19 protein-coding genes are annotated in these 25,222 nt (G+C 63.8%); 8 read left to right on the forward strand and 11 right to left on the reverse strand.

Annotated elements, in window-relative coordinates; genetic code table 11:
• The first annotated feature begins 4 nt into the window (after positions 1-4).
• Both ACIQTS_RS05360 and ACIQTS_RS05365 read left to right on the forward strand, forming a co-directional pair.
• Positions 5-1,822 (forward strand): cytochrome b/b6 domain-containing protein, encoded by a 1,818-nt coding sequence (locus ACIQTS_RS05360; protein WP_402471872.1) that lies wholly within the window; start codon positions 5-7, stop codon positions 1,820-1,822.
• Positions 1,823-1,924: 102 nt separating this feature from the next.
• Complete coding sequence (locus tag ACIQTS_RS05365; RefSeq protein WP_402471874.1) at positions 1,925-2,581, forward strand: class I SAM-dependent methyltransferase; 657 nt, start codon at positions 1,925-1,927, stop codon at positions 2,579-2,581.
• A 65-nt stretch (positions 2,582-2,646) separates the two neighbouring features.
• Here ACIQTS_RS05365 and ACIQTS_RS05370 read toward each other — a convergent pair whose 3' ends face one another.
• Genes ACIQTS_RS05370 through ACIQTS_RS05390 form a run of 5 tightly spaced genes read right to left on the reverse strand, consistent with a single transcriptional unit; the run spans position 2,647 to position 9,090 of the window.
• Positions 2,647-4,131, reverse strand: coding sequence for a rhamnulokinase family protein (locus tag ACIQTS_RS05370; RefSeq protein WP_402471877.1), 1,485 nt, complete (start codon positions 4,129-4,131; stop codon positions 2,647-2,649).
• Complete coding sequence (locus tag ACIQTS_RS05375) at positions 4,128-6,179, reverse strand: bifunctional aldolase/short-chain dehydrogenase (RefSeq protein ID WP_402472148.1); 2,052 nt, start codon at positions 6,177-6,179, stop codon at positions 4,128-4,130. Before ACIQTS_RS05375 ends, ACIQTS_RS05370 begins: the two co-directional genes overlap by 4 nt.
• Positions 6,180-6,226: 47 nt before the next feature.
• Positions 6,227-7,534, reverse strand: coding sequence for an MFS transporter (locus ACIQTS_RS05380; protein ID WP_402471879.1), 1,308 nt, complete (start codon positions 7,532-7,534; stop codon positions 6,227-6,229).
• A 2-nt stretch (positions 7,535-7,536) separates the two neighbouring features.
• The gene (gene rhaI / locus ACIQTS_RS05385) at positions 7,537-8,709 is read right to left on the reverse strand and encodes an L-rhamnose isomerase (RefSeq protein ID WP_402471881.1); all 1,173 of its coding nucleotides are present in this window, start codon (positions 8,707-8,709) and stop codon (positions 7,537-7,539) included.
• A gap of 33 nt (positions 8,710-8,742) precedes the next feature.
• Complete coding sequence (locus ACIQTS_RS05390; protein WP_105656501.1) at positions 8,743-9,090, reverse strand: L-rhamnose mutarotase; 348 nt, start codon at positions 9,088-9,090, stop codon at positions 8,743-8,745.
• Positions 9,091-9,342: 252 nt separating this feature from the next.
• Here ACIQTS_RS05390 and ACIQTS_RS05395 point away from each other — a divergent pair, with 252 nt between their 5' ends.
• Both ACIQTS_RS05395 and ACIQTS_RS05400 read left to right on the forward strand, forming a co-directional pair.
• On the forward strand, positions 9,343-10,365 hold the full coding sequence (locus ACIQTS_RS05395) for a LacI family DNA-binding transcriptional regulator (RefSeq protein ID WP_402471884.1): 1,023 nt from the start codon (positions 9,343-9,345) through the stop codon (positions 10,363-10,365).
• 98 nt (positions 10,366-10,463) lie between these two features.
• Positions 10,464-10,616 carry a hypothetical protein gene (locus ACIQTS_RS05400; protein ID WP_166650735.1) on the forward strand — a complete coding sequence of 51 codons (153 nt, stop codon included), beginning with the start codon at positions 10,464-10,466 and terminating at the stop codon, positions 10,614-10,616.
• 99 nt (positions 10,617-10,715) lie between these two features.
• Here ACIQTS_RS05400 and ACIQTS_RS05405 read toward each other — a convergent pair whose 3' ends face one another.
• The gene (locus tag ACIQTS_RS05405) at positions 10,716-12,500 is read right to left on the reverse strand and encodes a plasmid pRiA4b ORF-3 family protein (RefSeq protein WP_402471887.1); all 1,785 of its coding nucleotides are present in this window, start codon (positions 12,498-12,500) and stop codon (positions 10,716-10,718) included.
• Positions 12,501-12,713: 213 nt separating this feature from the next.
• On the opposite strand from ACIQTS_RS05405, the gene ACIQTS_RS05410 reads away from it, so the two are divergent.
• Together ACIQTS_RS05410 and ACIQTS_RS05415 are read left to right on the forward strand one after the other, a co-directional pair.
• The gene (locus tag ACIQTS_RS05410) at positions 12,714-13,412 is read left to right on the forward strand and encodes a maleylpyruvate isomerase family mycothiol-dependent enzyme (protein ID WP_402471890.1); all 699 of its coding nucleotides are present in this window, start codon (positions 12,714-12,716) and stop codon (positions 13,410-13,412) included.
• Positions 13,413-13,505: 93 nt separating this feature from the next.
• Positions 13,506-14,561, forward strand: a complete 1,056-nt coding sequence (locus ACIQTS_RS05415) for a CobW family GTP-binding protein (protein WP_402471892.1) — start codon at positions 13,506-13,508, stop codon at positions 14,559-14,561.
• Between the two features lie 459 nt (positions 14,562-15,020).
• On the opposite strand, the gene ACIQTS_RS05420 is transcribed toward ACIQTS_RS05415, so the two are convergent.
• The 4 genes from ACIQTS_RS05420 to ACIQTS_RS05435 all read right to left on the reverse strand — a co-directional run bounded on the left by ACIQTS_RS05420 (position 15,021) and on the right by ACIQTS_RS05435 (position 20,214).
• Entirely contained in the window at positions 15,021-15,857 is an 837-nt protein-coding gene (locus tag ACIQTS_RS05420) for a bifunctional allantoicase/(S)-ureidoglycine aminohydrolase (RefSeq protein ID WP_105656506.1), read from the reverse strand.
• A gap of 10 nt (positions 15,858-15,867) precedes the next feature.
• Positions 15,868-17,121, reverse strand: coding sequence for a DUF6986 family protein (locus ACIQTS_RS05425; protein ID WP_402471894.1), 1,254 nt, complete (start codon positions 17,119-17,121; stop codon positions 15,868-15,870).
• Entirely contained in the window at positions 17,118-18,749 is a 1,632-nt protein-coding gene (gene aceB / locus ACIQTS_RS05430) for a malate synthase A (RefSeq protein ID WP_400289798.1), read from the reverse strand. Before aceB ends, ACIQTS_RS05425 begins: the two co-directional genes overlap by 4 nt.
• A gap of 79 nt (positions 18,750-18,828) precedes the next feature.
• Positions 18,829-20,214, reverse strand: a complete 1,386-nt coding sequence (locus ACIQTS_RS05435) for an NAD-dependent malic enzyme (protein WP_388024780.1) — start codon at positions 20,212-20,214, stop codon at positions 18,829-18,831.
• A 218-nt stretch (positions 20,215-20,432) separates the two neighbouring features.
• On the opposite strand from ACIQTS_RS05435, the gene ACIQTS_RS05440 reads away from it, so the two are divergent.
• A complete protein-coding gene (locus ACIQTS_RS05440) occupies positions 20,433-21,206 on the forward strand; it encodes an IclR family transcriptional regulator (RefSeq protein WP_400289794.1) in 774 nt (257 codons plus the stop codon).
• A 127-nt stretch (positions 21,207-21,333) separates the two neighbouring features.
• Here ACIQTS_RS05440 and ACIQTS_RS05445 read toward each other — a convergent pair whose 3' ends face one another.
• Positions 21,334-23,187, reverse strand: a complete 1,854-nt coding sequence (locus ACIQTS_RS05445; RefSeq protein WP_133833865.1) for an ABC transporter ATP-binding protein — start codon at positions 23,185-23,187, stop codon at positions 21,334-21,336.
• A 444-nt stretch (positions 23,188-23,631) separates the two neighbouring features.
• Between ACIQTS_RS05445 and ACIQTS_RS05450 the strand changes: the two genes are divergently transcribed.
• Positions 23,632-25,149: a cation:dicarboxylate symporter family transporter gene (locus tag ACIQTS_RS05450; RefSeq protein ID WP_105656512.1), complete on the forward strand. Its 1,518-nt coding sequence runs from the start codon at positions 23,632-23,634 to the stop codon at positions 25,147-25,149.
• The last annotated feature ends 73 nt before the right edge of the window (positions 25,150-25,222 follow it).

The raw sequence follows: 25,222 nt of genomic DNA on the forward strand, positions 1-25,222 counted from the left end.
CGCCATGAACGCACCAAATCAATCCATCCGCCAGGGGCTGCCGCGCGTCGCCGGCGGCGATCCCTGGCCGCCAGCCGAGCTGTTCGCTCCCGCTGCAGGCGCCGCGGTCCCGACTGAGACTATTGTGGTCGAGGCTGCTGCTGAACCCGTTCTCGAGCAGCCCGTTGGCCCGTCCGTTTCTGCGGAACCAACGCCTGGTCAAGCATCTGCTAGTTCCGCAGCCAGCGCACCGGCCGCGGAACCTGTTGCAGATCAGGGCGCGGTTGCCGGGCTTCTTCGCCAGGGCCTGCCACGGGTTGCCGGCGGCGGGCCGTGGCCGCCTGCGGGAACGCCGGTCGCCGCGAACGCTCCAGCCGCATCGCAGAACGCTTCCGCTGCACCAGCACCCGAGCCGGTTGCCGAGCTAGTTGGCGAACCGGTTGCCGAACCGGTAGCTGAATCAGCGCCGGCGGCCCCCGAACCAGTTGCCACCGCGGGTACCGCCCCGGCCGCAGCGGTTTCCAGTGCCGGGGCACCAGCAGTTCGCCGTGGCCTGCCGCGCACCGCCGGTGCAGAACCGTGGCCGCCAAGTTCATTCGTGGCAGCTCCCGTTGTTGCCGCAGCTCCAGCGGCTCCAGCGCCTGCGCTCCCGCCGGCACCGGTTGCGGAAGCTGCCCAGGCCCAGGCCGCACCGGCCATCCCGCCGAGGGCAGAGGCAGCACCCGCGGATCCGGTGGGCCAGGCATCCGGCGCCGCGCTGGTCTCGGAGCCTGCGGCCGCCGAGGTGCAGGCTGCTCCTGCCCGTACCCGCATGGGTGCGCAGGAACCTGCCGCGCCAGCAGCCGCGGCAAGTAACGCGTCGACCGCCGGGCGCGCGAGCAAGCCGGCACCCCAGGCAGCGGCGAAGAGCAAGAAAGAAGCGGCCAAGCATGGCCCGCTGACGACCAAGCAGTGGGTGCTGGCTGGAATCCTTGGCGCATTCTGCGCCTTGGGCATCGCCACTGCCGTGGTGCTCGTTGCCCGCGGCATTGCCGGCATCGATGCCGTGGAGTCATTCATGGAACGCTACCCGGGTGAGTACCACCTGCCGGACTCGGCACCTCTCGGGTTCCCTGGCTGGCTGGCATGGAACCACTTCTTCAACTTCTTCCTGATGGTCCTGATCATCCGTTCTGGCATGCTGGTCAGGCACCAGAAGAAGCCGCCTGCCTATTGGTCGTCGAAGCGCAGCCCGAAGGTGAGCATCAACCTCTGGCTGCATCAGTGTCTTGACCTGCTGTGGATCATCAATGGCCTGGTGTTCCTCTTGCTGCTGTTCGCCACAGGCCACTGGATGCGCATCGTCCCGACGTCGTGGGAGGTCTTCCCCAACGCGATTTCGGCGGCCTTGCAGTACCTGACGCTGGATTGGCCCACCGAAAACGGCTGGGTGAATTACAACTCGCTGCAGCAGCTGGCCTACTTCACCACCGTGTTCATCGCGGCCCCGGTGGCGGCGATCACCGGCTTCCGGCTCAGCGCCTTCTGGCCGAAGAACATGCCAGCACTGACCGCGAAGTACCCGATCGAGGTTGCCCGCGCGCTGCACTTCCCAACCATGCTGTACTTCGCTGTGTTCATCCTCGTGCACGTGATCCTGGTGTTCTCCACCGGGGCGCTGCGCAACCTGAACCACATGTACGCGGCCCAGGGTTCCACGGATCCAGCCGCGTACGCGGATAACTGGGCCGGACTGCTCTTCTTCGCGCTCTCGCTGCTCGTAATCGCCGGCGCCTGGCTGGCCTGCCGGCCAATGATCCTCGCATCCATAGCCCGGCTCTTCGGCAAGGTCAGTGCAAGGTAGGAGCAGCGATTCTTGCCTCTGGCGCAAAACTGATCGCGCATGGGGTCGATCGTCAGTAGGGTCGATAACAACGGCCTTACTGACGAATGGGGAACAACGAAAATGAGCCACCACCACGAACACCACACCAAAGAACATGATGATGTCGCCTTCTGGGAGAACCACTACGGCCAGTCCGAGCGGGTCTGGTCAGGCAAGGTCAACCAGGTCATCGAGAACCTTGTCGCCCCGCTGGCCCCCGGCACGTCGCTGGATATCGGTTGCGGGGAGGGAGGCGATGCGCTGTGGCTGGCCACCCACGGCTGGAAGGCTACCGGAGTCGACATCTCGCCCACCGCGGTGAAGCGCGCGCAGGAAGAAGCCGCCAAGCACGGCCTGGACGCGGGGCAGACCCGCTTCATCGCCTCGGATCTGGCTGCGTGGAATACCGGGGAAACCTTCGACCTGGTGACCTTGAGCTTCTTCCAGGCACCCTTTGAATTCCCTCGCACCGGCTTCCTGCGCAAGGCAGCGACCCTGGTCGCACCCGGCGGCCACCTGCTGGCCCTGTCCCATGCATCGATGCCGTCCTTCGCCAGCAAGCCCGATCACCAGATGCCAGTGTTCCCCAGCCCCGAAGAAGAACTGGAAGCTTTGGCTCTGGATCCGGCGCAGTGGGAGGTGCTGTGCGCCGAGGTCCGCGAACGCACCATCATCGGTCCCGATGGCAATCCGGCGACCCTGGAGGATGCCGTGGTATTCGTGCAGCGCAAGGTGTAAAAAGTTCGACCCTCCAGCCCCATCGGGCTGGAGGGTCGACGACGGCCTAGATATCCCACACGGATCTAGGCCAGCTTCAGGGCCTGCGACGGGGCGTAGGCGCCTAGCGGCACCGAGTCGCGCACCACGTCGCGCAGGTTCAATGCATCACCGCCCGCAGGCATAGCCGCCTGCAACTGCACGAGCACGTTGCCCAGGGCGGTGCATTCCACGGGTCCGGAAATGACCGGCACGCGCGCATGGTCTGCAGTGCGCTGGCACAGCAGCTGGCCTTGCGAGCCGCCCCCGACAATATGGATGTTCTCCAGCTCGAATCCTCCCAACCGCGCGGCTTCTGCAGCTTGGCGGGCGAAACTCTGAGCCAGCGACTCGACGACCACCCTGATCACTTCGGCAGGTGAGCACGGGCGCTGCCCGCCGGCGGCTTCCACCGCATCGCAGATGCGCTGGGCCATCTGGCCAGGAGCCAGGAACCGCTCGCTTTGAGGATCGATCAGCACCTGGGGAACAGGCAATTCCGCGGCCTCGGCAAGGAGCTGCTCCAAGCTGGTTTCTTCCCTTCCGGCGGCTTCCGCGTCGTCGTTCCATTGGCGGATCGACTCGCTGAGCAGAAAGGTTCCGGCGACGTTCTTCAGGAACCGGACACTGGAATCCAGCCCCAGCTCGTTGGTGAATCCCGCTTGATGCGCTTGCTCGGTGAGTACCGGGCGGTCCAGCTCCACACCAACCAATCCCCACGTTCCGCAAGAGATATAGGCGGATCGCCCGCTGGAGAGCGGGGTCGCGACCACTGCGCTGGCCGTGTCATGGGAAGCGACCGCTACTACCTGGACTTCGTGGCTGGCTCCGAATTCCGCAGCCAGCTCGGGCAGCAGTGCGCCCACCGGCTGGCCAGGGTGCACTAGCTGCGCGAGCTTTCCCGAAAGCCCCAGTTCAGCAACCAGATCCTCGTCCCATGTACCGGTGCTGTGGTTCAGCAACCCGGTAGTGGAAGCGTTCGTCCACTCGCTGCGCCGCTGCCCTGTGAGCATCCAGTTGAAATAGTCGGGAACCAGCAGCAGCTCCTCGGCGTCCGCCAACCGGTTTTCCAACTTCTCGGCTTGCAGCTGGTACACGGTGTTGAACGGAAGGAATTGCAGCCCATTGCGTGCAAACAACTCGCGCCGGCTGAATTTCTGTTCCAGCGCAGCAACCGCGCGCTCATTGCGCGGATCCCGGTAATGCCGCACTTCTCCCAGGCGCTTGCCGTCCTTGAGCAACGCATAGTCCACCGCCCAGGAGTCCACCCCGATGCTGGCGATATCCCCGCGCTGCGCGAAAGCCAGCGAGAGGCCGTGGCGAATTTGCGCCCAGAGCTCATCGATATCCCAGGCCAGCGCTTCTTGCCGCGCCCCTGGTTCCAGGCTCGACAGCGGAACCGGTCCGTTGGCGAAACGGTGGACGGCAGTGAGCTGGAGCTTTCCGTCCACCATCTGGCCGATCATGACACGTCCGCTGGTGGCGCCGAGGTCGATAGCTGCGACCGGCGCGCTCTCTGCTTGCTTGCTCATCGCAGGAAGGCTGCCGCCACTCCGGAATCCACCGGAATGTGCAATCCGGTGGTCCGGGTCAGTTCCGGCCCGGTCAGCACGAACACGGCATCGGCAATGTTCTCCGGGATGACCTCGCGCTTCAGGATCGTGCGGTTTGCGTAGAACTGCCCCAGGTCCTCCTCTGCCACGCCATAGGTCGCCGCACGCTGGGCACCCCAGCCGGAGGCGAAGATCCCGGAGCCGCGCACTACGCCATCGGGGTTGATGCCGTTAACGCGCACGCCATGCTCGCCCAATTCCACGGCCAGCAAGCGCACCTGATGCGCCTGGTCGGCCTTCGTGGCCGAGTAGGCAATATTGTTCGGACCTGCGAAGACCGAGTTCTTGGAGGAAATATAGATGATATCGCCGCCGAGCTTCTGCTCGATCAGCACCTTGGCCGCGGCCTTGGAAACCAGGAACGATCCCTTGGCCATCACATCATGCTGCAGGTCCCAGTCGGCCTCGGTGGTTTCCAGCAAGGGCTTCGAAAGCGAGAGGCCCGCGTTGTTCACCACCAGGTCCAATCCGCCAAATGCCAGCACCGCCTCATCGATAGCACGTTGCACGGCGTGCGCATCGGCCACGTTGGCGGCGACGCCAACGGCCACATCTGCGGTGCCCAGTTCGGCCGCGGCGGCCTGCGCCTTGTCCAGATCCAGGTCTGCGATGACCACGCAGGCTCCCTCGGCTGCCAGCCGCTGAGCCACGGCCTTGCCGATGCCCGACGCGGCACCGGTGACCAGGGCGATGCGCCCGGCATGGGATTTGGGCTTGGGCATGCGCTGCAGCTTGGCTTCCTCCAGCGCCCAGTATTCAATGCGGAACTTCTCGGCATCGGAAATCGGCGTATAGCTGGAGACCGCTTCGGCGCCGCGCATGACGTTGATGGCATTCAGGTAGAACTCGCCAGCGACCCGTGCGGTCTGCTTATTCGCCCCATAGGAGAACATGCCGACGCCCGGGACCAGCACGATCAGCGGGTCGGCCCCGCGCATCGCCGGGGAGTCCAGGTCCTTGTGGGCCTCGTAGTAGGCCTGGTAGTCAGCACGGTACTGCGCATGCAGTTCTTCCAGGCGAGCGATCTGCTCCGATACGCCTGCGGTAGCGGGAAGATCCAGCACCATCGGCTTGATCTTGGTGCGCAGGAAGTGGTCCGGGCAGCTGGTGCCCAGGGCCGCCAGCTGCGCCAGCTTCTGGCGCGAGAGGAAATCCAGGACTCGCTGGTCATCGCTGAAGTGCCCCACCATGGGCTTATCGGTGCTGGCCAGGCCGCGGATGCTCGGGGCCAATGCGGCGGCGCGGGTCCGGCGTCCCTCCTCGTCCAGCGGCTCGAATCCTGGAACCACAGGACCGAAGGGCTCCGGTGCACCGTGCTCGTCAAGGTAGGCAGCGGCGGTGTCGATGATCCACAGCGAGTTGGCCTCGGATTTCTGGGAGGTATCGCCCCAGGCGGTGATGCCATGGCCGCCGAGGATGCAGCCCACGGCCTGCGGATTGGCGTCCTTGATCGCGGCAATATCCAGTCCCAGCTGGAAGCCGGGGCGGCGCCACTCAACCCAAGCCACCTTGTCGCCGAAGATCCTTGCGGTCAGCTCCCGGCCGTCCTTGGCAGTGGCAATGGCAATGCCGGAGTCCGGGTGCAAGTGGTCGACGTGGTTTGCGTTGACCAGCCCATGCATTGCGGTATCAATGGATGGCGCGGCGCCTCCCTTGCCGTGCAGGCAGTAATCGAAGGCCGCGACCATCTCGTCTTCGCGCTCCACGCCCGGGTAGGCGTCCACCAGCGAGCGCATGCGGTCCAGGCGCAGGGTCGACAGCCCCTTTTCGGTCAACGTGCCGAGGTCCCCGCCCGATCCCTTGACCCAGAGCAGCTCAATTTGCTCACCGGTGACCGGGTCTTTCGCGGTGCCCTTGGCCGAGGTGTTTCCACCGGCGTAGTTGGTGTTCTTCTTGTCTGCACCCAACCGGTTGGATCGTTGAATCAGTTCCTGTGCGGTGGTGCGTGTCGCGATGGTGTTGCTCATGGTGTTCTTGTCTTCCGACTCGTTAGTGTGCATGGGGGCAGTGGTTCTCAGGCGTCGACTTTGGTGGCCCTGGTTTCATATCCATAGCGCTCCAGTTCGATCTCTTCCAGCGACTTGCCTCGCGTTTCCGGCGCCCAAATGGTGCCGATCAGCAACGCGACGACCAGCAGGCCGATGATCAGCAGGCCAAGCTTTTCCAAGCCCAGGTTGGTGAGCAGTACCGGGAACACCAACGAGAGCAGTCCGACAAGCACCCGGGCAAGCATGAACAGCACGCCCTGTGCACTGGCGCGGTAGCGCGTGGCGAAGAGCTCCGCGGTCCATAGCCCGTAGAAAGCCTGCGCGCCGATGCCCGCCGAGATGCCCCAGGCCACTGCGTAGAACAGCAGGGAGAAGGCACCTGGAGGAGCGAAGATCAGCATGGTCCAGGCCGCAACACCCAGCAGGGCGCCGCCGAAGTAGAGCCAACGCCGCGAGACCTGGTCTCCGTATTTCATGAATCCGAAATAGGTTGCGGCGGCGGTCAGCACCCAGACCAGGACTTGGAGCAGGTTCTGCTGGGTAGCGGATTCAACGCCAGCGGCAGCATAGACGCGAGGCTGGAAAATGCCGGCCTGCCCTGCCACGGTATTCCATAGCCCATAGACGCCGAGCAGGAAGAAGAGCGCGCTCCAGTTGCGGCGGTCGGCCAGCAGCCCGCGCATGCCGGAGAAGAACGAGGCTTTCACGCCAGCTGCCGTTTCCGCGGCGCGTTGCTCCTTCCACCTCCTGGACTCGGGCAATCCGCGGCGGACCCACCAAGTGACAGCGGCGATCAGGAAAAGATGGAAGAAGATTGCCCGGGAGCCGTTCACGCCCCAAGGCTCAACCAGGATCGCCAGCGCGAAGCCGATGGCTGGGCCAATCGACCACGCCAGCTGAGCGGTGCCCACGTGCGCAGCACGCGATTCCTGCGGAGCCTCCTCGGCAATGTAGGTCCAGGAAGCTGGAACGCCTGCGCCCACGGCAATGCCCATGAGGACCACGCCGATGATCAGCAGGCTCGTACCGGAGGAGAAGGTGATCATCAGGGCGCCGACCATGAACACGATCAGGTCGTAGGTATAGATGAACTTGCGGCCCAGACGGTCGCAGAGCGGTCCGCCGATCAGTGCACCCAGGGCCGCGCCGAACGCGTTGGCCGACACGGCAGCGATGACACCGACCAGCGCGTCGTCGAATCCGAACGCGCCCTGCCACAGGCTGAGGCTGGTGGCCAGCGCAATGATGGCTCCGGCTTCTATGTAATTGCTCATGGCTACGGCAATGGTGGCTTTCCACCCGGAGATGCCGCGCTTCTTTGCTGCGGTGCTCATGATCAGGCTCCCCATCCTGCTTGCACGCCACCAGCGCGCGATGCTTCGATTCGGCTCTGGTAATCGGAGGTGCGGAAGGCCTGCAGCGGATCGGCTGGCAGGCCGCGCGTTGCGCGCCATGCTTCCAGGTCGGCCCGCACGTCGGTGTAGAAGGCATCCATGAAGATCTCGTTGGCGGCCAGGACATCACCGGAAATCTGTGCTTCAGTCAGCGCTACGCGGTCGATCAGCAACGCCCGGGCCGTCATTTCCTGCACATTCTGGACGCTTCTGATCTGGCCCAGGATCTTGTTCTCCACGTTGTGGCACTGATCGAGCATGAAGGCCACAGGCGTGTCCTGGTCCAGTCCGCCACCGCGGATCACCTCGGCCATGATGCGGAACAGCTGATACGGGTCTGCCGAGCCAACGATCAAGTCGTCATCCGCGTAGAAGCGGGAATTGAAGTCGAAGGATCCGAGCTTGCCAAGCCGCAGCAGCTGCATCACGATGAACTCGATATTGGTGCCTGGCGCATGGTGCCCGGTGTCCAGGCAAACCATGGCCCGATCCCCCAAGGCCGCAACCTGGGCATAGGACGTTCCCCAGTCGGGCACGTCGGTGTGGTAGAAGGACGGTTCGAAGAACTTGTACTCCAGCACCAGGCGCTGGTCTCCGGAAAGCCGCGCATATATTTCGGCCAGCGAATCGCCTAGCCGGTCCTGGCGCCCGCGCATATCCGCTTGGCCTGGATAGTTCGAGCCCTCTGCCAGCCAGATTTTCAGGTCCTGGCTTCCGGTGGCATCCATTACGTCGATGCATTCGAGGTGGTGGTCGATTGCCTTGCGGCGGATCTTCGGATCCTCATGGGTCAAGGCGCCGAACTTGTAGTCGTCATCCTGGAAGGTATTCGAATTGATGGTTCCGAGGCTGACGCCCAGGCCTTCTGCATGCTCGCGCAGCACGGTGAAGTCCTCGACCTTGTCCCACGGAATGTGCAGGGCCACCGAGGGAGCCAGTCCGGTCAATCGGTTGACTTCAGCCGCATCGGCGATTTTTTCGAAGGGATCGCGCGGGGTCCCGGGGGTCGAATAGACCTTGAAGCGGGTGCCCGAGTTTCCATAGGCCCAGGAAGGGACTTCGATGGCAAGGCGGTCAAGGATTTGCAGGTGCTCAGGGCTCAGCTTCGAGCTCATGGAACTCTCCATTTCTAGTAATTCTGCGGGCTTCTACTGCTGGGATGCGGCAAGTGCGGCCAGCTGGTTTTCGAGATTGAAGACCTCGCGCAGGCGCGGCGCTTGCTGATCTGGCCGGCCGCCCAGGCTGAGGAAGAATCGGCTCATTTCCGCTTCCCACGCTGCGGTGCGCGGGTCGGAGTCCAAGGCGGCCTGGGCAGCGCTGTCGTCATCGGTTTCGTAATAGCCGATCAGCAACCCGTCCTCGCGCAGAAAGAGTGAGTAGTTGCGACGCCCGGCTTCTTCGATGGCTTGGAGCATCTGCGGCCACACTTCCCGGTGGCGCGACACATACTCGTCGATCAGGTCGGGATTGACCTGCAATTGAAAGCAAACTCGCATCGTACTACTCTTCCGGACCGCTGGAACTGGGTGGGCAAAACTGTGCGATCCGATTCGTTTTGCACAAAAATGAATCGTTTCAATCGCTTCGAAATTCGAGTGTAGAGCAGGTCACACTTGAATTGCAAGCGGTTGGTCGAGCGAATGCCGCATTCTTTTGAATCCTTTCAAAAAGCTGTCGGGATTCCAGTTCCCATCCGTGCGCCAGTTATACTCGCAGAAGAACAACTCACCGAAGAACAGGAAAGCTCTGTGGCCGTCAGCGTCAAGGAAGTTGCCGCCGAGGCGGGCGTTTCCGTAGGCACCGTCTCCAACGTGCTCAACCGGCCCCAGGTTGTTTCCGAACACACCGTTTCCAAGGTCACCGCAGCCATCGAGAAGCTCGGCTTTGTCCGCAACGATGCGGCCAGGCAACTGCGTGCCGGCCGCAGCCGGAGTTTCGGGCTCGTCGTCCTCGATGCACGCAACCCGTTCTTCATGGACGTCACCCAGGGCGCCCAGCATCGCGCCCTGGACAACGGCTACACCGTGCTGATGGGAGCCAGCGACAATTCCCTGAGCACCGAACAGCAACTGCTGGATCTCTTCGAAGAGCAACGCGTCGCCGGAGTACTCATCTCCCCCTTGCACAGCGACTTGAGCCGGCTCTGGCGGATCCGCGAAGCGGGCACGCCAGTGGTGCTGGTGGACCGCGGAAGTGGCGACCGCAGCTTTTCATCGGTCTCCGTGGACGATGTGGAAGGCGGAAGAATTGCCGTACGGCACCTGCTGGACATTGGCAGAAAGCGGATCACCTTCGTCGGCGGACCGCAGAGCATCGAACAGGTCCAGCACCGTTTAACGGGGGCCCAATCGGTATTGGCGCAAGCCCCGGATGCCGTGCTGGAGCACATGCCTACCAAGAACCTGACTGTGCTGGAAGGACGGGCAGCCGGAGAGCGTATTCTTGCCATGGATCCTGCACAGCGCCCCGACGGGATCTTTGCGGCCAACGACCTGCTCGCGTTCGGCATCCTGCAGGCCCTGGTGATGTCCGGGGAACTCAGCGTTCCCGAGGATATTGCTCTGGTGGGATACGACAATATCGACTTCGCCGAGTCGGCCGTCATCCCGATTACCACCGTGCGCCAGCCAGCAGAAGAAATCGGGCGAACCGCTGTTGACGTCTTGCTGCGCGAAGCAGAAGCGGGCGACCAAGCGGTCCGCGAGCAATTCGTTTTCACTCCCAAGCTCGTTATCCGTGCATCGACTGTGGCCCCGAGCCAAGCGCGCTGACGATTACCTTAGGGGTTCCTGAAAAGCGGGTTCTGCAGCTTCTGATGCCCGCCGGTTCTTGCTAGGTTGGCATTCCAAGCAACGAGAGGGATGGATTTATGAGCGAGAACAACCCTGAAGCCCGACTGCACAAGGCAGAGGCCGAAGAGCCCGATACCATTTCCGACCCTGCTTTGAATGATGAAGTTGGCCAGGACTGGACCGATGAAGGCGGAGCGACACCGCATGGAGCCGCGCTAGACGACGACTAGGCCAGAGGGCCAACCAGCCGAAAACCAAAAATGCCCGTGGGTTGCCAAGCTTGAAAGCTTGGCAACCCACCGGCATGTTCCCTGGCTTGAATCAGCCGCCTAGAACTCGAACTCCAGGTGGGCATTGACTTCGTCCTTGTTGAAATACGCCGGATCGATCTCGTATTCCTCTTCGTAACCGAAGTTCGAAAGCCAGTCTTGCACTTCCTCGTACTCCGGGTCCGTCGGATCATCGAGAATATCCAGCTTGGCTTCCCAGCCACCGATCCCGCCGCTGTCCTCCATCGGAGCCATGCGCCGGCCGCCGGTGCATCGCGGCAGCTGGCCGCCATCGGCATCCAGGATCTTCTCGACGTCGATGCGCACTTCCCAATTGTCCCCGAAGTCGTACAGGTAATCCAGGCGGTCTTTTTCCTTCTGCAGCAACGAGGAAACCAGGGTTTCCGCTTCGTTTTTCTGGTAGTCCATGTCGTCAATCTCTGGACCATATGAAGTGCCGCCGAAGCCACCCTCGTAGAAGCTGTGCAGATGCCCGTCGTACCAGTCGAAGCTCGCTTGGATGATGTCGTGCAGGTCGCCAAGGTTCAGGTCCACGGGCACCAGCACGCGACGCCAGATCGGCGGCTTGGCGTCCCTGAGGGTCAGCTTCAGCTGCAGCACCTTGCCGGTATACGGCGTTTCGCGCTTCAGGCGTTTCGGCTCGTCATCGTCCGGGCCGAACATCGCGTCGAGATCGGTGTCGTCGAATTCATCCTCATCGAGCAGGTCCTGTTCAACGTCGGTAATCGCCAGGCGGACGATGGTGGGCACCGAGTACGCTTCACCGTCTTCGATAAGGCCAAGTACGCGCAGTTCATGCATGCGCACATGCGCGGTTTCCCATACCTTTGGCGACCATTGATCATCTCGCGGGTCAGCCACGCGATGCGGGTTGCCTTCGATTCCCTCGACGATCCAGAACGCTGCCAGCCCCCAGGCTTCAAGGCTGGCTTCATCACCGTCTTCCGGCTTTTCCAGCAACGAGTCCAGGCAGGCCTGGATGAAGTAGAAGTTCGGCTCGAAGGAGTCGGCATCTTCATGCTGCATGATGTCTTCGTACGTCACGCCGCGCTCCGGCTTGCCCTGTTCGGGCAGCTTGATGGCGCTGACCGATTCCAGTGCCGAGAGCACGACCGCAACCATCAGGCCCCTGCGCGATTCATGGACTTCCGGAGGCAACTGGTCGGCGAGCGCTATTGCGGCCGTTTCCATGAATTCAGGCGCCGGCAAGCTGGCCCACAGATTCTTGCCCTCGGTGAGGGTCCAAGCCAAGAAGGCACGACCCAGCTTGCTGATCGGCATGGCGGCGATTTCAGCCAGGGCCGCTTGAGAGGCCTCGTCAGATGCCATGATCTCGTCAATTTCATCGTTTTCATCGATGCCGTCATCACCGGCGAATGGATCCTGGGCTTCCAGCGACTTCCGGAACCACTCCAGGCTTTCGGCCTCGCGCTCCCACAGACCGGCATCGCGCAAGAACTCGACGTAATCCACCCAGGCCATATAGATCATGGTTCCCAGCCCATTATCGGCGGCATCGGGATTCTCGGCCTCTTCGAATTCAATCATCGAGCTGAGCACTGCCAGCAGTTTGGGCGGATCAAAATCGGTGACCTTGTCCAGGCCCACGACTTCGGCGTAGATGCCCAGGGTTTCGCGCACTGCGGCAAGGACCATCAGGGCCAGTTCTGGGTCATCGCGGTTCTCGGAGAACCAGCGTACGAACTGCGGCGTGAGCGCGTCCAGGCCGCGCCCCACCTTCACCCGGTCCAGGGAGACCACGCCCTCTTGCAGGCGTGCCGGATGCCCCTGCTTGGGCTTCTGCTTCTTCTTTTTCTTCGCCATCGGACTGCTTTCCTGGTCGTTTGCTTCTCCCCCTAGGCTACGTGGCTGCTGGTTCCTGAAGAAGCATGCCTGGCACGTGTTCTGCTGGACAGCTTCCTGCCGTCGCAGCCAGGCACCGCCGGTGCCCACACGGCGCGGATATGAATCGAGTCGCTTTCGATATCTATGGCGTAACCCGTACTGCTGGAGCGCCCGCGTTGGTAGGGTGACTTCATGATCAATACTGCTCGTTTGCACTCGGACATGTCACGGCTCAACCGCGAAACCGCGATGATGTCGGCCACGATCGAAACCCTGTCCACCGAAGAAATGGCCGCTGCCTCGCTGTGCGAAGGCTGGAGCCGGGCGCAGGTCATTGCGCATTTGGCCTCCAACGGCCGGAGCCTGGTCAAGCTCATCGACTGGGCCACCAGCGGAGAACCGCAGGAGCTCTACGCCTCGCGCGAGGCCCGCGACGCGGAGATCGACGAGCTGGCGGCCCTGCCGCGCGAGGAACTGGTCAAGAAGTTCCAGGACGCCGCCGCATACTTCGCCGAGCAGTGCGAACGGCTCAGCGGCGAACTGGCCGTGGAAGAGGTGGACCTTCACGGCAAGATCATTCCGGCGACCTCCATCGTGGCCCTGCGCATCTCAGAGGTGGTCATCCACCACCATGATCTGGATACCGCGTGGACCATCGAGGAAGCCGATCCGGATTCCCAGGAGAACGCCGTCGAGGCCGCCGTGCGGACTATGCGCGTGAAGAACGCTCCGGGCATGACGCTGGTGACCGAAGAGGGCGACGAATGGGTCATCGGCGATGGCGCGCTGAAGGTGCGCTCGGACCGCGAAGGCTTGATCGAATGGCTGGCCCGCGGCCAGGCCCGGCATATCGAGGCCGATGGCCCGATTCCGGTTTTGCCTTCCTGGTAACCATCTTCTGGCAGGCGTGTCAGCACGCGGCAACGGTTGGCCCAGCAAGGAGAATGGATTCGGCCCGCTTGTCGAAGTGAAAAGGAGCCGGCATTGATCCCTGTCATCGTGCTCACCGGATATCTGGGTGCAGGCAAGACCAGCCTGCTCAACCGCTTGCTGACCCGCCCGGGTACCCGCGTCGGGGTCATCATCAACGACATCGGCAAGGTCAACGTGGATACCGGGCTGATCACCGGCCAGATCGATGCGGCCGAATCCATTGCCGGCGGCTGCGTTTGCTGCCTGTCCGATAGCAGCGGCCTGGACGAGCTGCTGGAGAAGCTGGGCCAGCCGAAGCTGCGCCTGGATGCCATCATCGTGGAGGCCAGCGGCGCGGCCGACCCGCTGAACGTGGATCGGCTGCTGCGTTTCGGCAAGGCCCACGGGGTACGCTTCGGCGGCATCATCGACGTGATCGACGCGGTGGAGCATGAGCACACCGTGGATACCGCGGCGATGGCCCCGGCCCGCTTCAGCGCCACCAGCATGGCGGTGGTCAACAAGCTGGACCGCATTGCCCCGGAACACCGCGACGCGGTCCTGGCCAGGATCAGCGGACGGATCCGCGAAATCAACCCGCACGTGGCCATCATCCCGGCGTCGCACGCCGCCATAGACCCCGAGCTGGTCTTCGACATCGCCCTGAACGAAGACCCGATCGACGAGTTGCCGTTGGCGGCTGCCTCCCGCCCGCACCACGACCACGAGCATGCTCCGCACGCCAACGCGGTGACGGTGCGCTGCCCCGAAGCGGCGGATCCGGGTGCCCTCTTGGACCTGCTGGAGCACCCGCCTGCTGCGGCCTACCGGCTCAAGGGGCATGTAAAACTGCGCACCGATCGCGGCACGCAGCGCTTCCTGGTCAATATGGTGGGCCGGCAGATCCATTTCGCGAAAGCAGCGGCCCACAGCGATCCGGCCGATGACGCGCTGGTCGCCGTGGGAATGAACTTGGACGAGGAAGCGGTTGGCGCGGCATTAGCGGCCGCCTTGGAACCAGCACGACTTGATCCTTCGCCGGGAAATCTCACCCGTTTGGAACGACGGTTGATTTTGAGCAGCGATGCAGCAGATGCTCCGGCCAAGGTTGACGCTGAAGAGTTCTAGCTGCTGCGGCACTGATGCCTGCGAGTTGGCAACGAGGGCATCCGCTGCCCCGTCTCGACCTGCAACATCGAGCCGCGTTCGCATCCAGTTCGCGCCCGGTGCATAGGGGCACGTCCCAAACAGGCCAAGCCTTCGGAAATAACTCAAGTGCTGCCCGCGACTCCAGTGATGAGTCCCAATTCCAACCCGTCCAACGTTGGACGATTCCGTGCTCCCCGCGATTGCCGGGATGACGCCCGGTATTGCCGATGGTTTCGATGAGCGGTTCCAAGTGATCCTTGGATCTTCACGAAACAGCCCCGGGTCGCCAAAACCGAAGGCCGCATCCCGCGCGACCCTGCCGTCAGCCCACCATGTCCGAGCAAAAGAAACATCACTGGAACATGAAATGGACACGGTGCGCCGATGGCCGGCGGGTCAGCGCGGGGTGCGGCCCCGGCAGTCTCTGGAAATGAACGCTTACAACGCGATCTGGCGGTTCTGGTCCTTGTAGAGCAGGTAGCGGAAGTTCTCCGGGCCGCCGGCGTAGCAAGCCTGCGGGCAGAAGGCGCGCAGCGACATGTAGTCCCCGGCCTCGACCTCGACCCAGTCGCCATTCATCCGGTACACGCCCTTGCCTTCCAGCACGTACAGGCCGTGTTCCATGACATGGGTTTCGGCGAACGGGATGGATGCGCCCGGTTCGAAGGTCACGATATTCACGCCGAAATCGAAGGCCACGTCGTTGGGGTCGAGCATGCGGGTGGTGCGCCATTTGCCGTCGGTGCCCGGCATCGGGCCAGGTTCGATATCGCGCTCATTGCCCACCACGGGAGCCGGTGCGGCGACGCCTTCAAGCACTTCGTAGCGCTTGCGCAGCCAGTGGAAGCTGGTGGTCTCGGTGCCGTCATTGCGGGCGGACCAGGTAGCGCCGGCTGGCAGGTAGGCGAAGCCGCCGTCCACCAGCACATGCTCGGTGCCCTCGATGAGAAGGGTCAGCTGCCCGGTGAGCACGAAGATGAATCCCTGCACCTGGGCCTGCGGCTCCGGCTTGGTGGCGCCGCCGCCCGGGGCAACTTCCACGATGGCTTGGGAGAAGGTGGTGGCCCCGCCGGCGACCGGGCGGTTGAGCACCCAGGCACGGGTGTTGGTCCACTCGGGGAAGACGCTGGTGACGATGTCGCGCAGCACGCCCTTGGGGATCACGGTATAGGCCTCGGTGACGATGGCCCGGTCGGTGAGCAGATCGCTCTGCGGCGGGTGGCCGCCGAAGTCCGAGTAGTACGACGAGGAGTTCTGGATGGCTGGAACAGTCATGGTGTTGTCCTTAGGCGTGGGAGCGGTTCAAGGCGATCGCCTCGAGTTCGGGCAGGGTGATCTGGGCTAGTTCGGTGACCTCGTCGGCGCTCACCGCACCGCAGGCCACCCCGCGGTGGATGTAGCGGGCCAGGGCCCGTGCGGTGGCCGGCTCGTCCATGATGGCCGAGTTGATCTGGTGGACGTAGTTGCGCAACCGGGTTCCGGCTGCCTGCAGTCCTTCGCGGAAGAAGGCGAAGGTGGCCAGGTAGCGGGTGACCAGCTGGTTCTCGTGCATGTCCCAGCCCTGGTAGATGCCGCGGGACAGGTGGCGGGAGACCAGGCGGGCGTGCAGTTCCCAGGCGGCCGCAATGTTCTCCGGGTCGCCGGCCGGGATGATGTTGGTGGAGCCGTCGGACAGTTCCACCCCGGTGCCGGCCACGGCCACCTGCATGACGTCCTTGGCGAAGTCCGCTACCGGGTGCTCCATGGACTGGTATCCGGCGGCCACGCCCAGCGACGCGGAGTAGTCGTAGGTGCCGTAGTGCAGCGAGGATACCCGGCCCTTGCCCGAGGCGATCAGCTGGGCCACCGGATGGGTTCCGTTGGCGGCCAGGATGACCTGCGGGGTTTCCACCTGCACTTCGAAGCGGATGCGTCCGGCTTCCAGCCCGTGGGCTTCTTCCAGCTTCTCGGCCAGGTAGACCATGGACTCGACCTGGGCCACGGTGGTCACCTTGGGCAGGGTCAGGCGCAAGCCCTCGGGCAGCGGACCGTTGGCCAGAAGCCGGGTGATGAACAAATCCAGGGTGCGGATCCCGCGTGCCCGGGTGGGTGCTTCAAAGCATTTGAAGCGGATGCCGATGCAGGCCGGGGCCTTGCCGGCGGCCACCGCGGCGGATACCGAGTCGGCCGCGGCAAGCACTGCGGCGTCCTCCTCGGCATCCGTGCGGTTGCCGTAGCCGTCCTCGAAATCGAGGCGCAGATCTTCGATGGGTTCGCTTGCCAGCTTCGCGCCAACCAGTTCCGCCAAGCGCTCTGGTTCGGCCAGCTTGAGCTTGGCCGCCAAGGCGGATAGGCCAATCAGCCCTCCGGCAGTGGCTACTGCATTGTGGCCCCAACGTTCTGGGAGGTCCGCGGTGTACTTGTCCCCGGGGACGTACACGGTATGGATCGGCTGGCGGGCTCCGGTATCCCCCGGGTAGGAGGTTTCCAGCAGCCGGTCGGTGGCGGCCAGCTTTGCTTCTACGCTGGCAAGCGTGGACTCATCGAAGGTGTTGCTCATGGCTTGGTCACGTATTCCTTTTCCAAGAGTTCGTAGGCTGGGGTGGTGAGGAAGTCCGCGAAATCCTCGTCCTTGCCGCTGGTCAGTTTCGCGATCAGTTCCGCTGCCGGCTGGTAGTAGGCGTTGAAGTGCTCTTCATTGTCGACCTCCGCGCGCAGGCGTTCAACCTCTTCGGCGAGAATGCCAGCAACCAGTTCGGCGGTGATGGTGTTGCCGGTGTCGGCGGCGACCACCTGGTTGCGGATCTGCTGCCAGATCTGCGAGCGCGAGATCTCCGCGGTGGCGGCGTCTTCCATCAGGTTGTGGATGGCGACCGCGCCGTTGCCCGAGAGCCACACGGCCACGTAGTTCACTGCCACGTAGAGGTTGGCGCGCACGCCGGCCTCGGTGACATCGCCAGGAGCGCTGGCCACGTCCAGCAGCTGGGCCGCGGTGACCTCGACTTCCGGGCGCTGGCGGTCGATCTGGTTCGGCTTCTCGCCGAGCTTCGCGTCGAAAATCTCCTTGCACAGCTCAACCAGGTCCGGGTGGGCGACCCAGGAGCCGTCGAATCCGTCGTTGGCCTCGCGGGACTTGTCCTCGCGGACCTTGTCGAAGGCGGCGGCGGTAACTTCTGGTTCGCGGCGGTTCGGGATGAACGCGGCCATGCCGCCCATGGCGAAGGCCCCGCGCTTGTGGCAGGTCTTGACCAGCAGCTCGGTGTAGGCGCGCATCATCGGCGCGGTCATCGATACGGCCGAGCGGTCGGGCATGATGAACGCTTCGCCGGCTTCGCGGAAGGTCTTGATGATGGAGAACAGGTAGTCCCAGCGGCCCGCGTTCAGGCCAGAGGCGTGCTCGCGCAATTCGTAGAGGAATTCCTCCATCTGGAAGGCGGCCGGGATGGTCTCGATGAGCATGGTGGCGCGCACGGTGCCGTGGGCGATGCCCAGCTCGGCCTGGGCGAAGGTGAAGACCTCGTTCCACAGGCGCGATTCCAGGTAGTGCTCCATCTTCGGCAGGTAGTAGAACGGGCCCTGTCCCGATTCGGCGAGCACCTTGGCATTGTGGAAGAAGTGCAGGCCGAAGTCGACCAGTGCACCGACCGCCGGCTTGCCGTCGATGAGCACATTGTTCTCCGGCAGGTGCCAGCCGCGGGGGCGGACCACCACGACCGCGCGCGGGGCGTCGGTGCGCAGCGCGTAGGACTTGCCGGTTTTCGCATCGGTGAAGGCCAAGGTGCCCCGGGCGGCGGCCGAGAGATTGGAGATCGCATCGATGACATTGAACCAGCTCGGAGTGGAAGCATCTTCCAGGTCGGCCAGCCAGACCTTGGCGCCGGAGTTCAGCGCGTTGATGGCCATCTTGGCCGGGGAGGCCGGGCCGGTGATCTCCACGCGGCGGTCGCGCAGCGCCTCTGGGGCTTCGGCGACCTTCCAGTCGCCAGTGCGCACGGATTCGGTCTGCGGATCGAAGTCGATGGACTTGGCATCGGAGAACTGCTGGCGGCGCACGCCGCGTGCGGCCAGCAGCTGATCGCGGGTGCCGGCGAACTTCTGGTGCAGCTTCTCGATGAAGGCCAGCGCTTCGCCCGAGAGGATCTGCTGGGCATCGGCGGCGTCGGGGATGCTGGTGATTTCAATACTCATGGGTTGTTCCTTAACCTCTTGTGCTCTGTTCCAATGAAGGGTGCGTTGACATGCACCCTAGGGTCTTGCTGCGCAGCGCCTACTTGGCGGCGGCTGCGTCCTGCACTGCCATGGCCACATCGGAGGCGACCTGTGGGTCGAACACCGACGGGATGATGAATCCGGGGTTCAGCTCTGATTCGCTGACCCGCGCGGCAATGGCGTCCGCGGCGGCCAGGAGCATGGCGTCGGTGATCTCGGTGACGCCTGCATCCAGCAGCCCGCGGAAGAAACCTGGGAATGCCAGGACGTTGTTGATCTGGTTGGGGAAGTCGCTGCGCCCGGTGGCGACCACCGCCGCGTGGCGGCCGGCCAGTTCCGGGTCCACCTCGGGATCCGGGTTGGCCATGGCGAAGACGATGGCGCGTTCGTTCATGGCGGCGATATCGGCTTCGTCCAGCACGTTCGGGGCCGAGACGCCGATGAAGACATCCGCGCCGGCGATGGCCTCCTTCAGGGTGCCGGTGAAGTTCTGCGGATTGGTGTTTTCCGCCAGCCAGGTGCGGTGCGCATCGGCGTAGGCTTCGTTGCGGGTGATCGCGCCACTGCGTCCGCAGGCGATGATGTTCTGTGCGCCGCGGGCCATGAGCAGCTGGATGATCGCGTTGCCGGCCGCGCCGACCCCGGAGACCACGATGCGCAGGTCCTCGATCTTCTTGTCCACGACCTTCACCGCGTTGAGCAGCGCGGCCAGGGTGACAATTGCGGTGCCGTGCTGGTCGTCGTGGAAGACCGGGATGTCCAGTTCTTCGCGCAGCCGGGCCTCGATTTCGAAGCAGCGCGGGGCGGCGATGTCTTCGAGGTTCACCCCGCCGTAGACCGGTGCCAGGGCCTTGACGATCATGATGATCTCCTCAGTGTCCTGGGTGTCCAGGCAGACCGGCCAGGCATCGACATCGGCGAACTGCTTGAACAGCGCCGCCTTGCCTTCCATGACCGGCAGGGCCGCAGCCGGGCCGATATTGCCCAGCCCCAGCACGGCCGAGCCGTCGGTGACCACGGCGATGGTGTTGCGCTTGACCGTCAGGTTGCGGGCATCGGCAGGGTTCTCGGCGATGGCCATGCAGACGCGGGCGACACCCGGGGTGTAGGCGCGGGAGAGGTCATCGCGGTTGCGCAGGGCGACCTTGGGGGTCACCGAGAGCTTGCCGCCAAGGTGCATCAGGAAGGTGCGGTCCGAGACGTTGCGCACGCTCACGCCATCGAGGCTATCCAGCGCCGCGCGCACGGTCTCGCCGTGGGCCACGTCGGTGGTGTTGCAGGAAACGTCCACCACCATGTGGGTGTGGTTGGACTCGGTGACATCCAGGGCCGTGATGTGCGCGCCAGCCGAACCGACCGCGCCGGCCAGCTCGCTGGTCGCGGTAATCGACGCAGGTGTCTGGACGCGAAGCGTGAGTGAATATCCCGGGCTTGGTGCTGCCATTTGATCCTCCTGTAAAAAGTTTCCGTATAGTGGATACTATTATCCTCAAAATGAAAATGCAAGAGTGTTTTGTGGCGCCCAGCACGATTTTTTGCCGAGTTAATATCGGATCGTGGAAGAAAAGCCTGATTCTGCGCTATTCTTGGGACTAGGATTTCGCATCGTAGAAGTAATGCGCAGCCCTCTTCCGAAAACCAGTGCCTTTATTAGGAGCAAAGATGACGCAGACTTCCAGCAAGTCCACCACCGGCGGAGTCCAGTCCGTCGAACGTGCTTTCGAGCTCCTGGAAGTCATCGCCCGTGCCGGCGGCGAAGCGGCGCTCAGCGAGCTTGCCGCCGATACTCCCCTGCCATTGCCGACCATCCACCGCCTGCTGCGCACCCTGGTCGGCGTAGGCTACGTGCGCCAGCTGCCCAACCGCCGCTATTCACTGGGCCCGCGGCTGATCCGGCTGGGCGAAGTAGCCAACCGCCAGCTGGGCGCCTTGGCCTCCCCTGCGCTGAAGGATCTGGTCGCGAAGCTGGGCGAATCGGCGAATATCGCGGTGCTCGACGGAGACATGGTCACCTACATCGCCCAGGTGCAGTCAGCCCACTCGATGCGCATGATCACCGAAGTCGGACGCCGCGCCATGCTGCACAATTCCGGGGTCGGCAAGGCCGTGCTCTCGGTGCTGGATGACGAGCGCGTGCAGCGTTTGGTCTCGCAGGCGGGCATGCCCCCGAAGACCGCGAACACCATCACCACCCTGGGCAAGCTGTTCACCGATGTCGAGGCCACCCGCGAACGCGGCTACGCCATCGACGAGGAAGAGCAGGAACTAGGGGTTCGCTGCATCGCCGTGCCAGTACCGGGCGCGCCAACGCCGATGGCCATCTCGGTTTCCGGGCCGGTGACCCGCGTTGACGAGGCCTTCATCGACAGCGCAGTGCCGGTATTGCTGGAGGCGGCCCGCGAGCTGGGACGCCAGCTGGTGGCCGCGGCGGACTAGCCGCGCTTGGCGATTCCGGCACGCAAGCAAAGATGCCCGCCTGGGCGGTCGATGGCACCGACCGCCCAGGCGGGCATCTCAGTTCGCGCTGGTGCCGGAACACCTATGGAGCCGGCGAACAGGCGTGCTACTGCGCGAACTGGGTTTCGTGCAGCTCGCTATAGCGCCCGCCGAAGGCCAGCAGCTCGCTGTGGGTTCCGCGCTCGACGATGCGCCCGCCCTCCACGACCAGGATCTGGTCCGCCGAGCGGATGGTCGACAGGCGGTGGGCAATGATCAGCGCCGTGCGGTCTGCCAGCGCCTCGCCCAGCGCCGCCTGCACCGCCGCTTCATTCGACGAGTCCAGGGCCGCCGTCGCCTCATCCAGGATGACTACCTGGGGTGCTGCCAGCAGCAGACGGGCAATGGTCATGCGCTGGCGTTCGCCACCGGAAAGCCGGTAGCCCCGCTCGCCCACCACGGTATCCAGGCCATCGGGCAAGGAAGCGATCACCGGCTTCAGCCGGGCGCGCTCCAGCGCCTCCCAGATCTGCTTTTCGGTCGCTTCGGGCCGGGCCAGCGTCAGGTTGGAGCGGATGCTCTCGTGGAAGAGGTGCCCGTCCTGGGTCACCATGGACACCGTCGAACGCAGCGAATCGAGCTCAAGCTGGCGGATATCCTCGCCGGCCAGTTCAACACTGCCCGAATCCACGTCGTACAGGCGCGCCAGGAGCGAGGCGATGGTGGACTTGCCCGCACCCGAGGAGCCCACCAGCGCGTAGGTTTGGCCCGCGGGGATCTCGAAGTCGATATCGTGCAGGACCTCTTCGCCGCCGCGGGTGTCCAGGATGGCGACTTCTTCCAGCGAAGCCAGCGAGACCTTGTCGGCGCTCGGGTAGGAGAAGCTCACGTGGTTGAATCTCACCGGCACCGCCCCGGCCTCAAGTCGGCGGGCGTTCGGGGCATCGGCAATCAGCGGCTCCAAGTCCAGCACCTCGAAGACGCGGTCGAAGCTGACCAGCGCGCTGGTGATTTCCACGCGCGCGTTGGCCAGTGCGGTCAGCGGCGTGTAGAGGCGGGTGAGCAGCATGCCCAGGACCACCACGTCGCCGGCGGCCAGATCACCGCGCACCGCGTACATGCCGCCCAGACCGTAGACCAGGGCGAGGGCCAGGGCCGCAACCAGGGTCAGCGCGGCGACGAAGTAGAACTGGCGCATGGCCATCTTGACGCCGATATCCCGCACCTTGCCGGCACGCAGCGCGAACTGCTCGGACTCGTCCTTGGGACGGCCGAAAAGCTTGATCAAGGTGGCGCCGGGGGCGGAGAAGCGCTCGGTCATCTGGTTGCCCATGGTCGCGTTCAGGTCCGCGGATTCACGGCGCAGCAGGGCCACGGACCTGCCGAAATGGCGGGCGGGCAAGAGGAAAATCGGCAGCAGCACCAGAGCGATCAGCGTGACCTGCCACGAGGTGGTGAACATGACCGCAGCGGTGAGCACCAGCGCCACGGTATTGGAGACCAGCCCGGAAAGGGTTCCGGCGAAGGCGGATTGCGCGCCGATGACATCGTTGTTCAAGCGGCTGACCAGCGCACCGGTCCTGGTGCGCGAGAAGAATGCCACCGGCATTTTCTGCACATGGTCGAAGACCGCGGTGCGCAGGTCATAGATGATGCCCTCGCCCAAGCGCGAGGAGAACCAGCGGACCACTACGGACACCACCGCATCCAGGATCGCGATCCCCGCCATGACCAGAGCCAAGTTGATGATCGTCCGCACCCCGGATTGCGCGACGACTTCGTCGACCACCCGTCCGGCGAGCACCGGGGTGATCACGGCCAGGACGGCGGCGAAGATGGAGAAGACGACGAAGACCAGCAGCCGGGACTTGTAGCTGGCTGCGAACTTCAGCACTCGCTTAGGCGTGGTTGGAGCGTAGGCCTTGCCCTTGTCTCCTGACAGCTTCCATAGCGAATGCCAGGCGGCGCTTTCCATGCTCATAAGTGAGTGCTCTCAATCCTGCTGGAAGTAATCGGTGGGTTCCACCTTTGTCCATGATCCCAGTAAGCCATCCGCGACTTCCAGGTAGGGTCAGCTTACGGCGGCCAGCCCGGGCGACACAGCCCGATTGCCCGACGCGCAATAACCGGGATCCCTGCATCAAGAACAGCGGTACCCCCGGGTTCATTCCTCGCCGGCCCCGCGCGGCACAGCACGAGCCCCCGATGGCGCGTGACACGCCCAACGCTGCCGCCATCGGCACAGCGGTACTCGGAGCTAGATAAATGCCTATCAAACACGGATTAATTCCATAATCCAGAAGGAATCCATTCCGCATAACGAAATTATCTTTTTTCATTGCGGAATATTGTGACGTGCCTTACAGTTGACACCATCCAAGCCACGGGCACATACCTCGGAGCGAGTCCATCCTCAGGAGCAGCCATGAAAATCAAATCCGCAGACGACTTCCGGGTCGCTGAGCCAACCCCCAAGAAACCTTTCTACACTTCCCTGTTCTTCCAGCTTGGCGTCGCAATCGTCGCCGGCGTCTTGATCGGCCACTTCCTGCCGAAGGTCGGATCCGAGTTGCGCCCGCTGGGCGACGGATTCATCATGCTGATCAAGATGATCATCGCCCCGCTGATCTTCCTGGTGATTGTCACCGGCATTGCGGCGGTGGGCGATGTCAAGGCAGTGGGACGCGTTGGCGTCAAGGCATTGGTCTACTTCACCTGCGCCACACTCTTCGCCCTGGTCTTCGGCCTGATCATTGCCAACCTCTTCCAGCCAGGCGCCGGGTTGAACATCGACCCGTCATCCCTCGACGCCGGGGCCATCGAAGAGAAATCCGGAGAGGCCAAGGGGGCCGCCGACTTCATCCTGGGAATCATCCCGGTCAGCGTCATCGGCGCCTTCGCGGATAATAACTTGCTGCAGGTGTTGTTCTTCTCGGTCTTCTTCGGCGCAGCCATCGTGGTGGTCGGCCAGGAACGCTGCGCACCACTGCTCGCGGTGTTCGAGAACGTCCTGGAGCTGATCTTCAAGGTCATGAGCTGGGTCATGCGGGTCGCACCCCTGGGTGCCTTCGGCGCCATGGGCTTCATCATCGGCCAATACGGCATCGAGACACTGGGCACCTATGCGAAATTGATTCTCGCCTGCTACGCCGCGGCCCTGCTGTTCATCGGCATCCTCTTCCTGATCGCCTGGGGATTTGCCCGGGTTCCGCTGTGGCAATTCATCAAGTACACCCGCGAGGAATTCCTGCTGGCCCTGGGCACCGCATCAACCGAGTCGGTGATGCCTCGCATCATGACCAAGCTGACCAACGCCGGATGCTCCCGCGCCACCACCGGCTTGGTGGTCCCGACCGGATATTCCTTCAACCTCGACGGTGCGGCCATCTACTTGTCCATCTCGCTGCTGTTCCTGGCCCAGGCGTTCGGCCACAATCTCAGCTTTGGCCAGCAGCTTGCCGCCCTGGGCATCCTGCTGCTGACTTCCAAGGGCATGGCCGGCGTCCCTGGATCCTCGTTCTTGGCCCTATCGGCGACGGCAGCCGCCCTGGGCATCTTCCCGGTGGCCGGCGTGGCCCTGTTGCTGGGCGCGGACCGCATCATGGATTCGATGCGCGTTGCCGTGAACCTGCTGGGCAACTGCGTGGCCACCTTCGTGGTCGCCAAATGGGAAGGGCAGTTCGACCGCGAGGCAATGAAGCGCGCCTTCGCCGGGGAAATCACCAATGAGGACTCGGCCCGCATGCTCGGACGCGATGAGGAATGGGAAGCCATGGAGGCCGAACGCGTAGCCAACGGCGGCCAGCCTTCACCGAAGTTCGGCGGTGGCCCCACCCCGGAGGCCCTGCTCAAGTTCGATATGAGCCCGGCAACCGAAGCCGAAGCAGCTGCGGCCACGCAAAAAAGCTACCCCGATGAGGAACGCGCAGAAGCGCGCAGCTGAGTCAGGCGGTTGCCGCACGGAAAACTGCGGGGACCTTGAGAGCTAATCGGCCGGGGTGCACTGGAGCTTTCCA

Source organism: Glutamicibacter sp. NPDC090743 (assembly GCF_044769125.1).
Taxonomy (GTDB): Bacteria; Actinomycetota; Actinomycetes; order Actinomycetales; family Micrococcaceae; genus Glutamicibacter.

Excerpts from the sequence above, each read along its gene's own strand:
- ACIQTS_RS05425 (WP_402471894.1), bottom strand. The coding sequence starts at position 17,121 with ATGAGCAACACCTTCGATGAGTCCACGCTTGCCAGCGTAGAAGCAAAG.
- ACIQTS_RS05380 (WP_402471879.1), bottom strand. The coding sequence starts at position 7,534 with ATGAGCACCGCAGCAAAGAAGCGCGGCATCTCCGGGTGGAAAGCCACC.
- rhaI (WP_402471881.1), bottom strand. The coding sequence starts at position 8,709 with ATGAGCTCGAAGCTGAGCCCTGAGCACCTGCAAATCCTTGACCGCCTT.
- ACIQTS_RS05440 (WP_400289794.1), top strand. The coding sequence starts at position 20,433 with ATGACGCAGACTTCCAGCAAGTCCACCACCGGCGGAGTCCAGTCCGTC.
- ACIQTS_RS05375 (WP_402472148.1), bottom strand. The coding sequence starts at position 6,179 with ATGAGCAACACCATCGCGACACGCACCACCGCACAGGAACTGATTCAA.
- ACIQTS_RS05370 (WP_402471877.1), bottom strand. The coding sequence starts at position 4,131 with ATGAGCAAGCAAGCAGAGAGCGCGCCGGTCGCAGCTATCGACCTCGGC.
- ACIQTS_RS05390 (WP_105656501.1), bottom strand. The coding sequence starts at position 9,090 with ATGCGAGTTTGCTTTCAATTGCAGGTCAATCCCGACCTGATCGACGAG.
- ACIQTS_RS05400 (WP_166650735.1), top strand. The coding sequence starts at position 10,464 with ATGAGCGAGAACAACCCTGAAGCCCGACTGCACAAGGCAGAGGCCGAA.
- ACIQTS_RS05410 (WP_402471890.1), top strand. The coding sequence starts at position 12,714 with ATGATCAATACTGCTCGTTTGCACTCGGACATGTCACGGCTCAACCGC.
- ACIQTS_RS05420 (WP_105656506.1), bottom strand. The coding sequence starts at position 15,857 with ATGACTGTTCCAGCCATCCAGAACTCCTCGTCGTACTACTCGGACTTC.
- ACIQTS_RS05365 (WP_402471874.1), top strand. The coding sequence starts at position 1,925 with ATGAGCCACCACCACGAACACCACACCAAAGAACATGATGATGTCGCC.
- ACIQTS_RS05450 (WP_105656512.1), top strand. The coding sequence starts at position 23,632 with ATGAAAATCAAATCCGCAGACGACTTCCGGGTCGCTGAGCCAACCCCC.
- ACIQTS_RS05360 (WP_402471872.1), top strand. The coding sequence starts at position 5 with ATGAACGCACCAAATCAATCCATCCGCCAGGGGCTGCCGCGCGTCGCC.
- ACIQTS_RS05405 (WP_402471887.1), bottom strand. The coding sequence starts at position 12,500 with ATGGCGAAGAAAAAGAAGAAGCAGAAGCCCAAGCAGGGGCATCCGGCA.
- ACIQTS_RS05435 (WP_388024780.1), bottom strand. The coding sequence starts at position 20,214 with ATGGCAGCACCAAGCCCGGGATATTCACTCACGCTTCGCGTCCAGACA.
- ACIQTS_RS05445 (WP_133833865.1), bottom strand. The coding sequence starts at position 23,187 with ATGAGCATGGAAAGCGCCGCCTGGCATTCGCTATGGAAGCTGTCAGGA.
- aceB (WP_400289798.1), bottom strand. The coding sequence starts at position 18,749 with ATGAGTATTGAAATCACCAGCATCCCCGACGCCGCCGATGCCCAGCAG.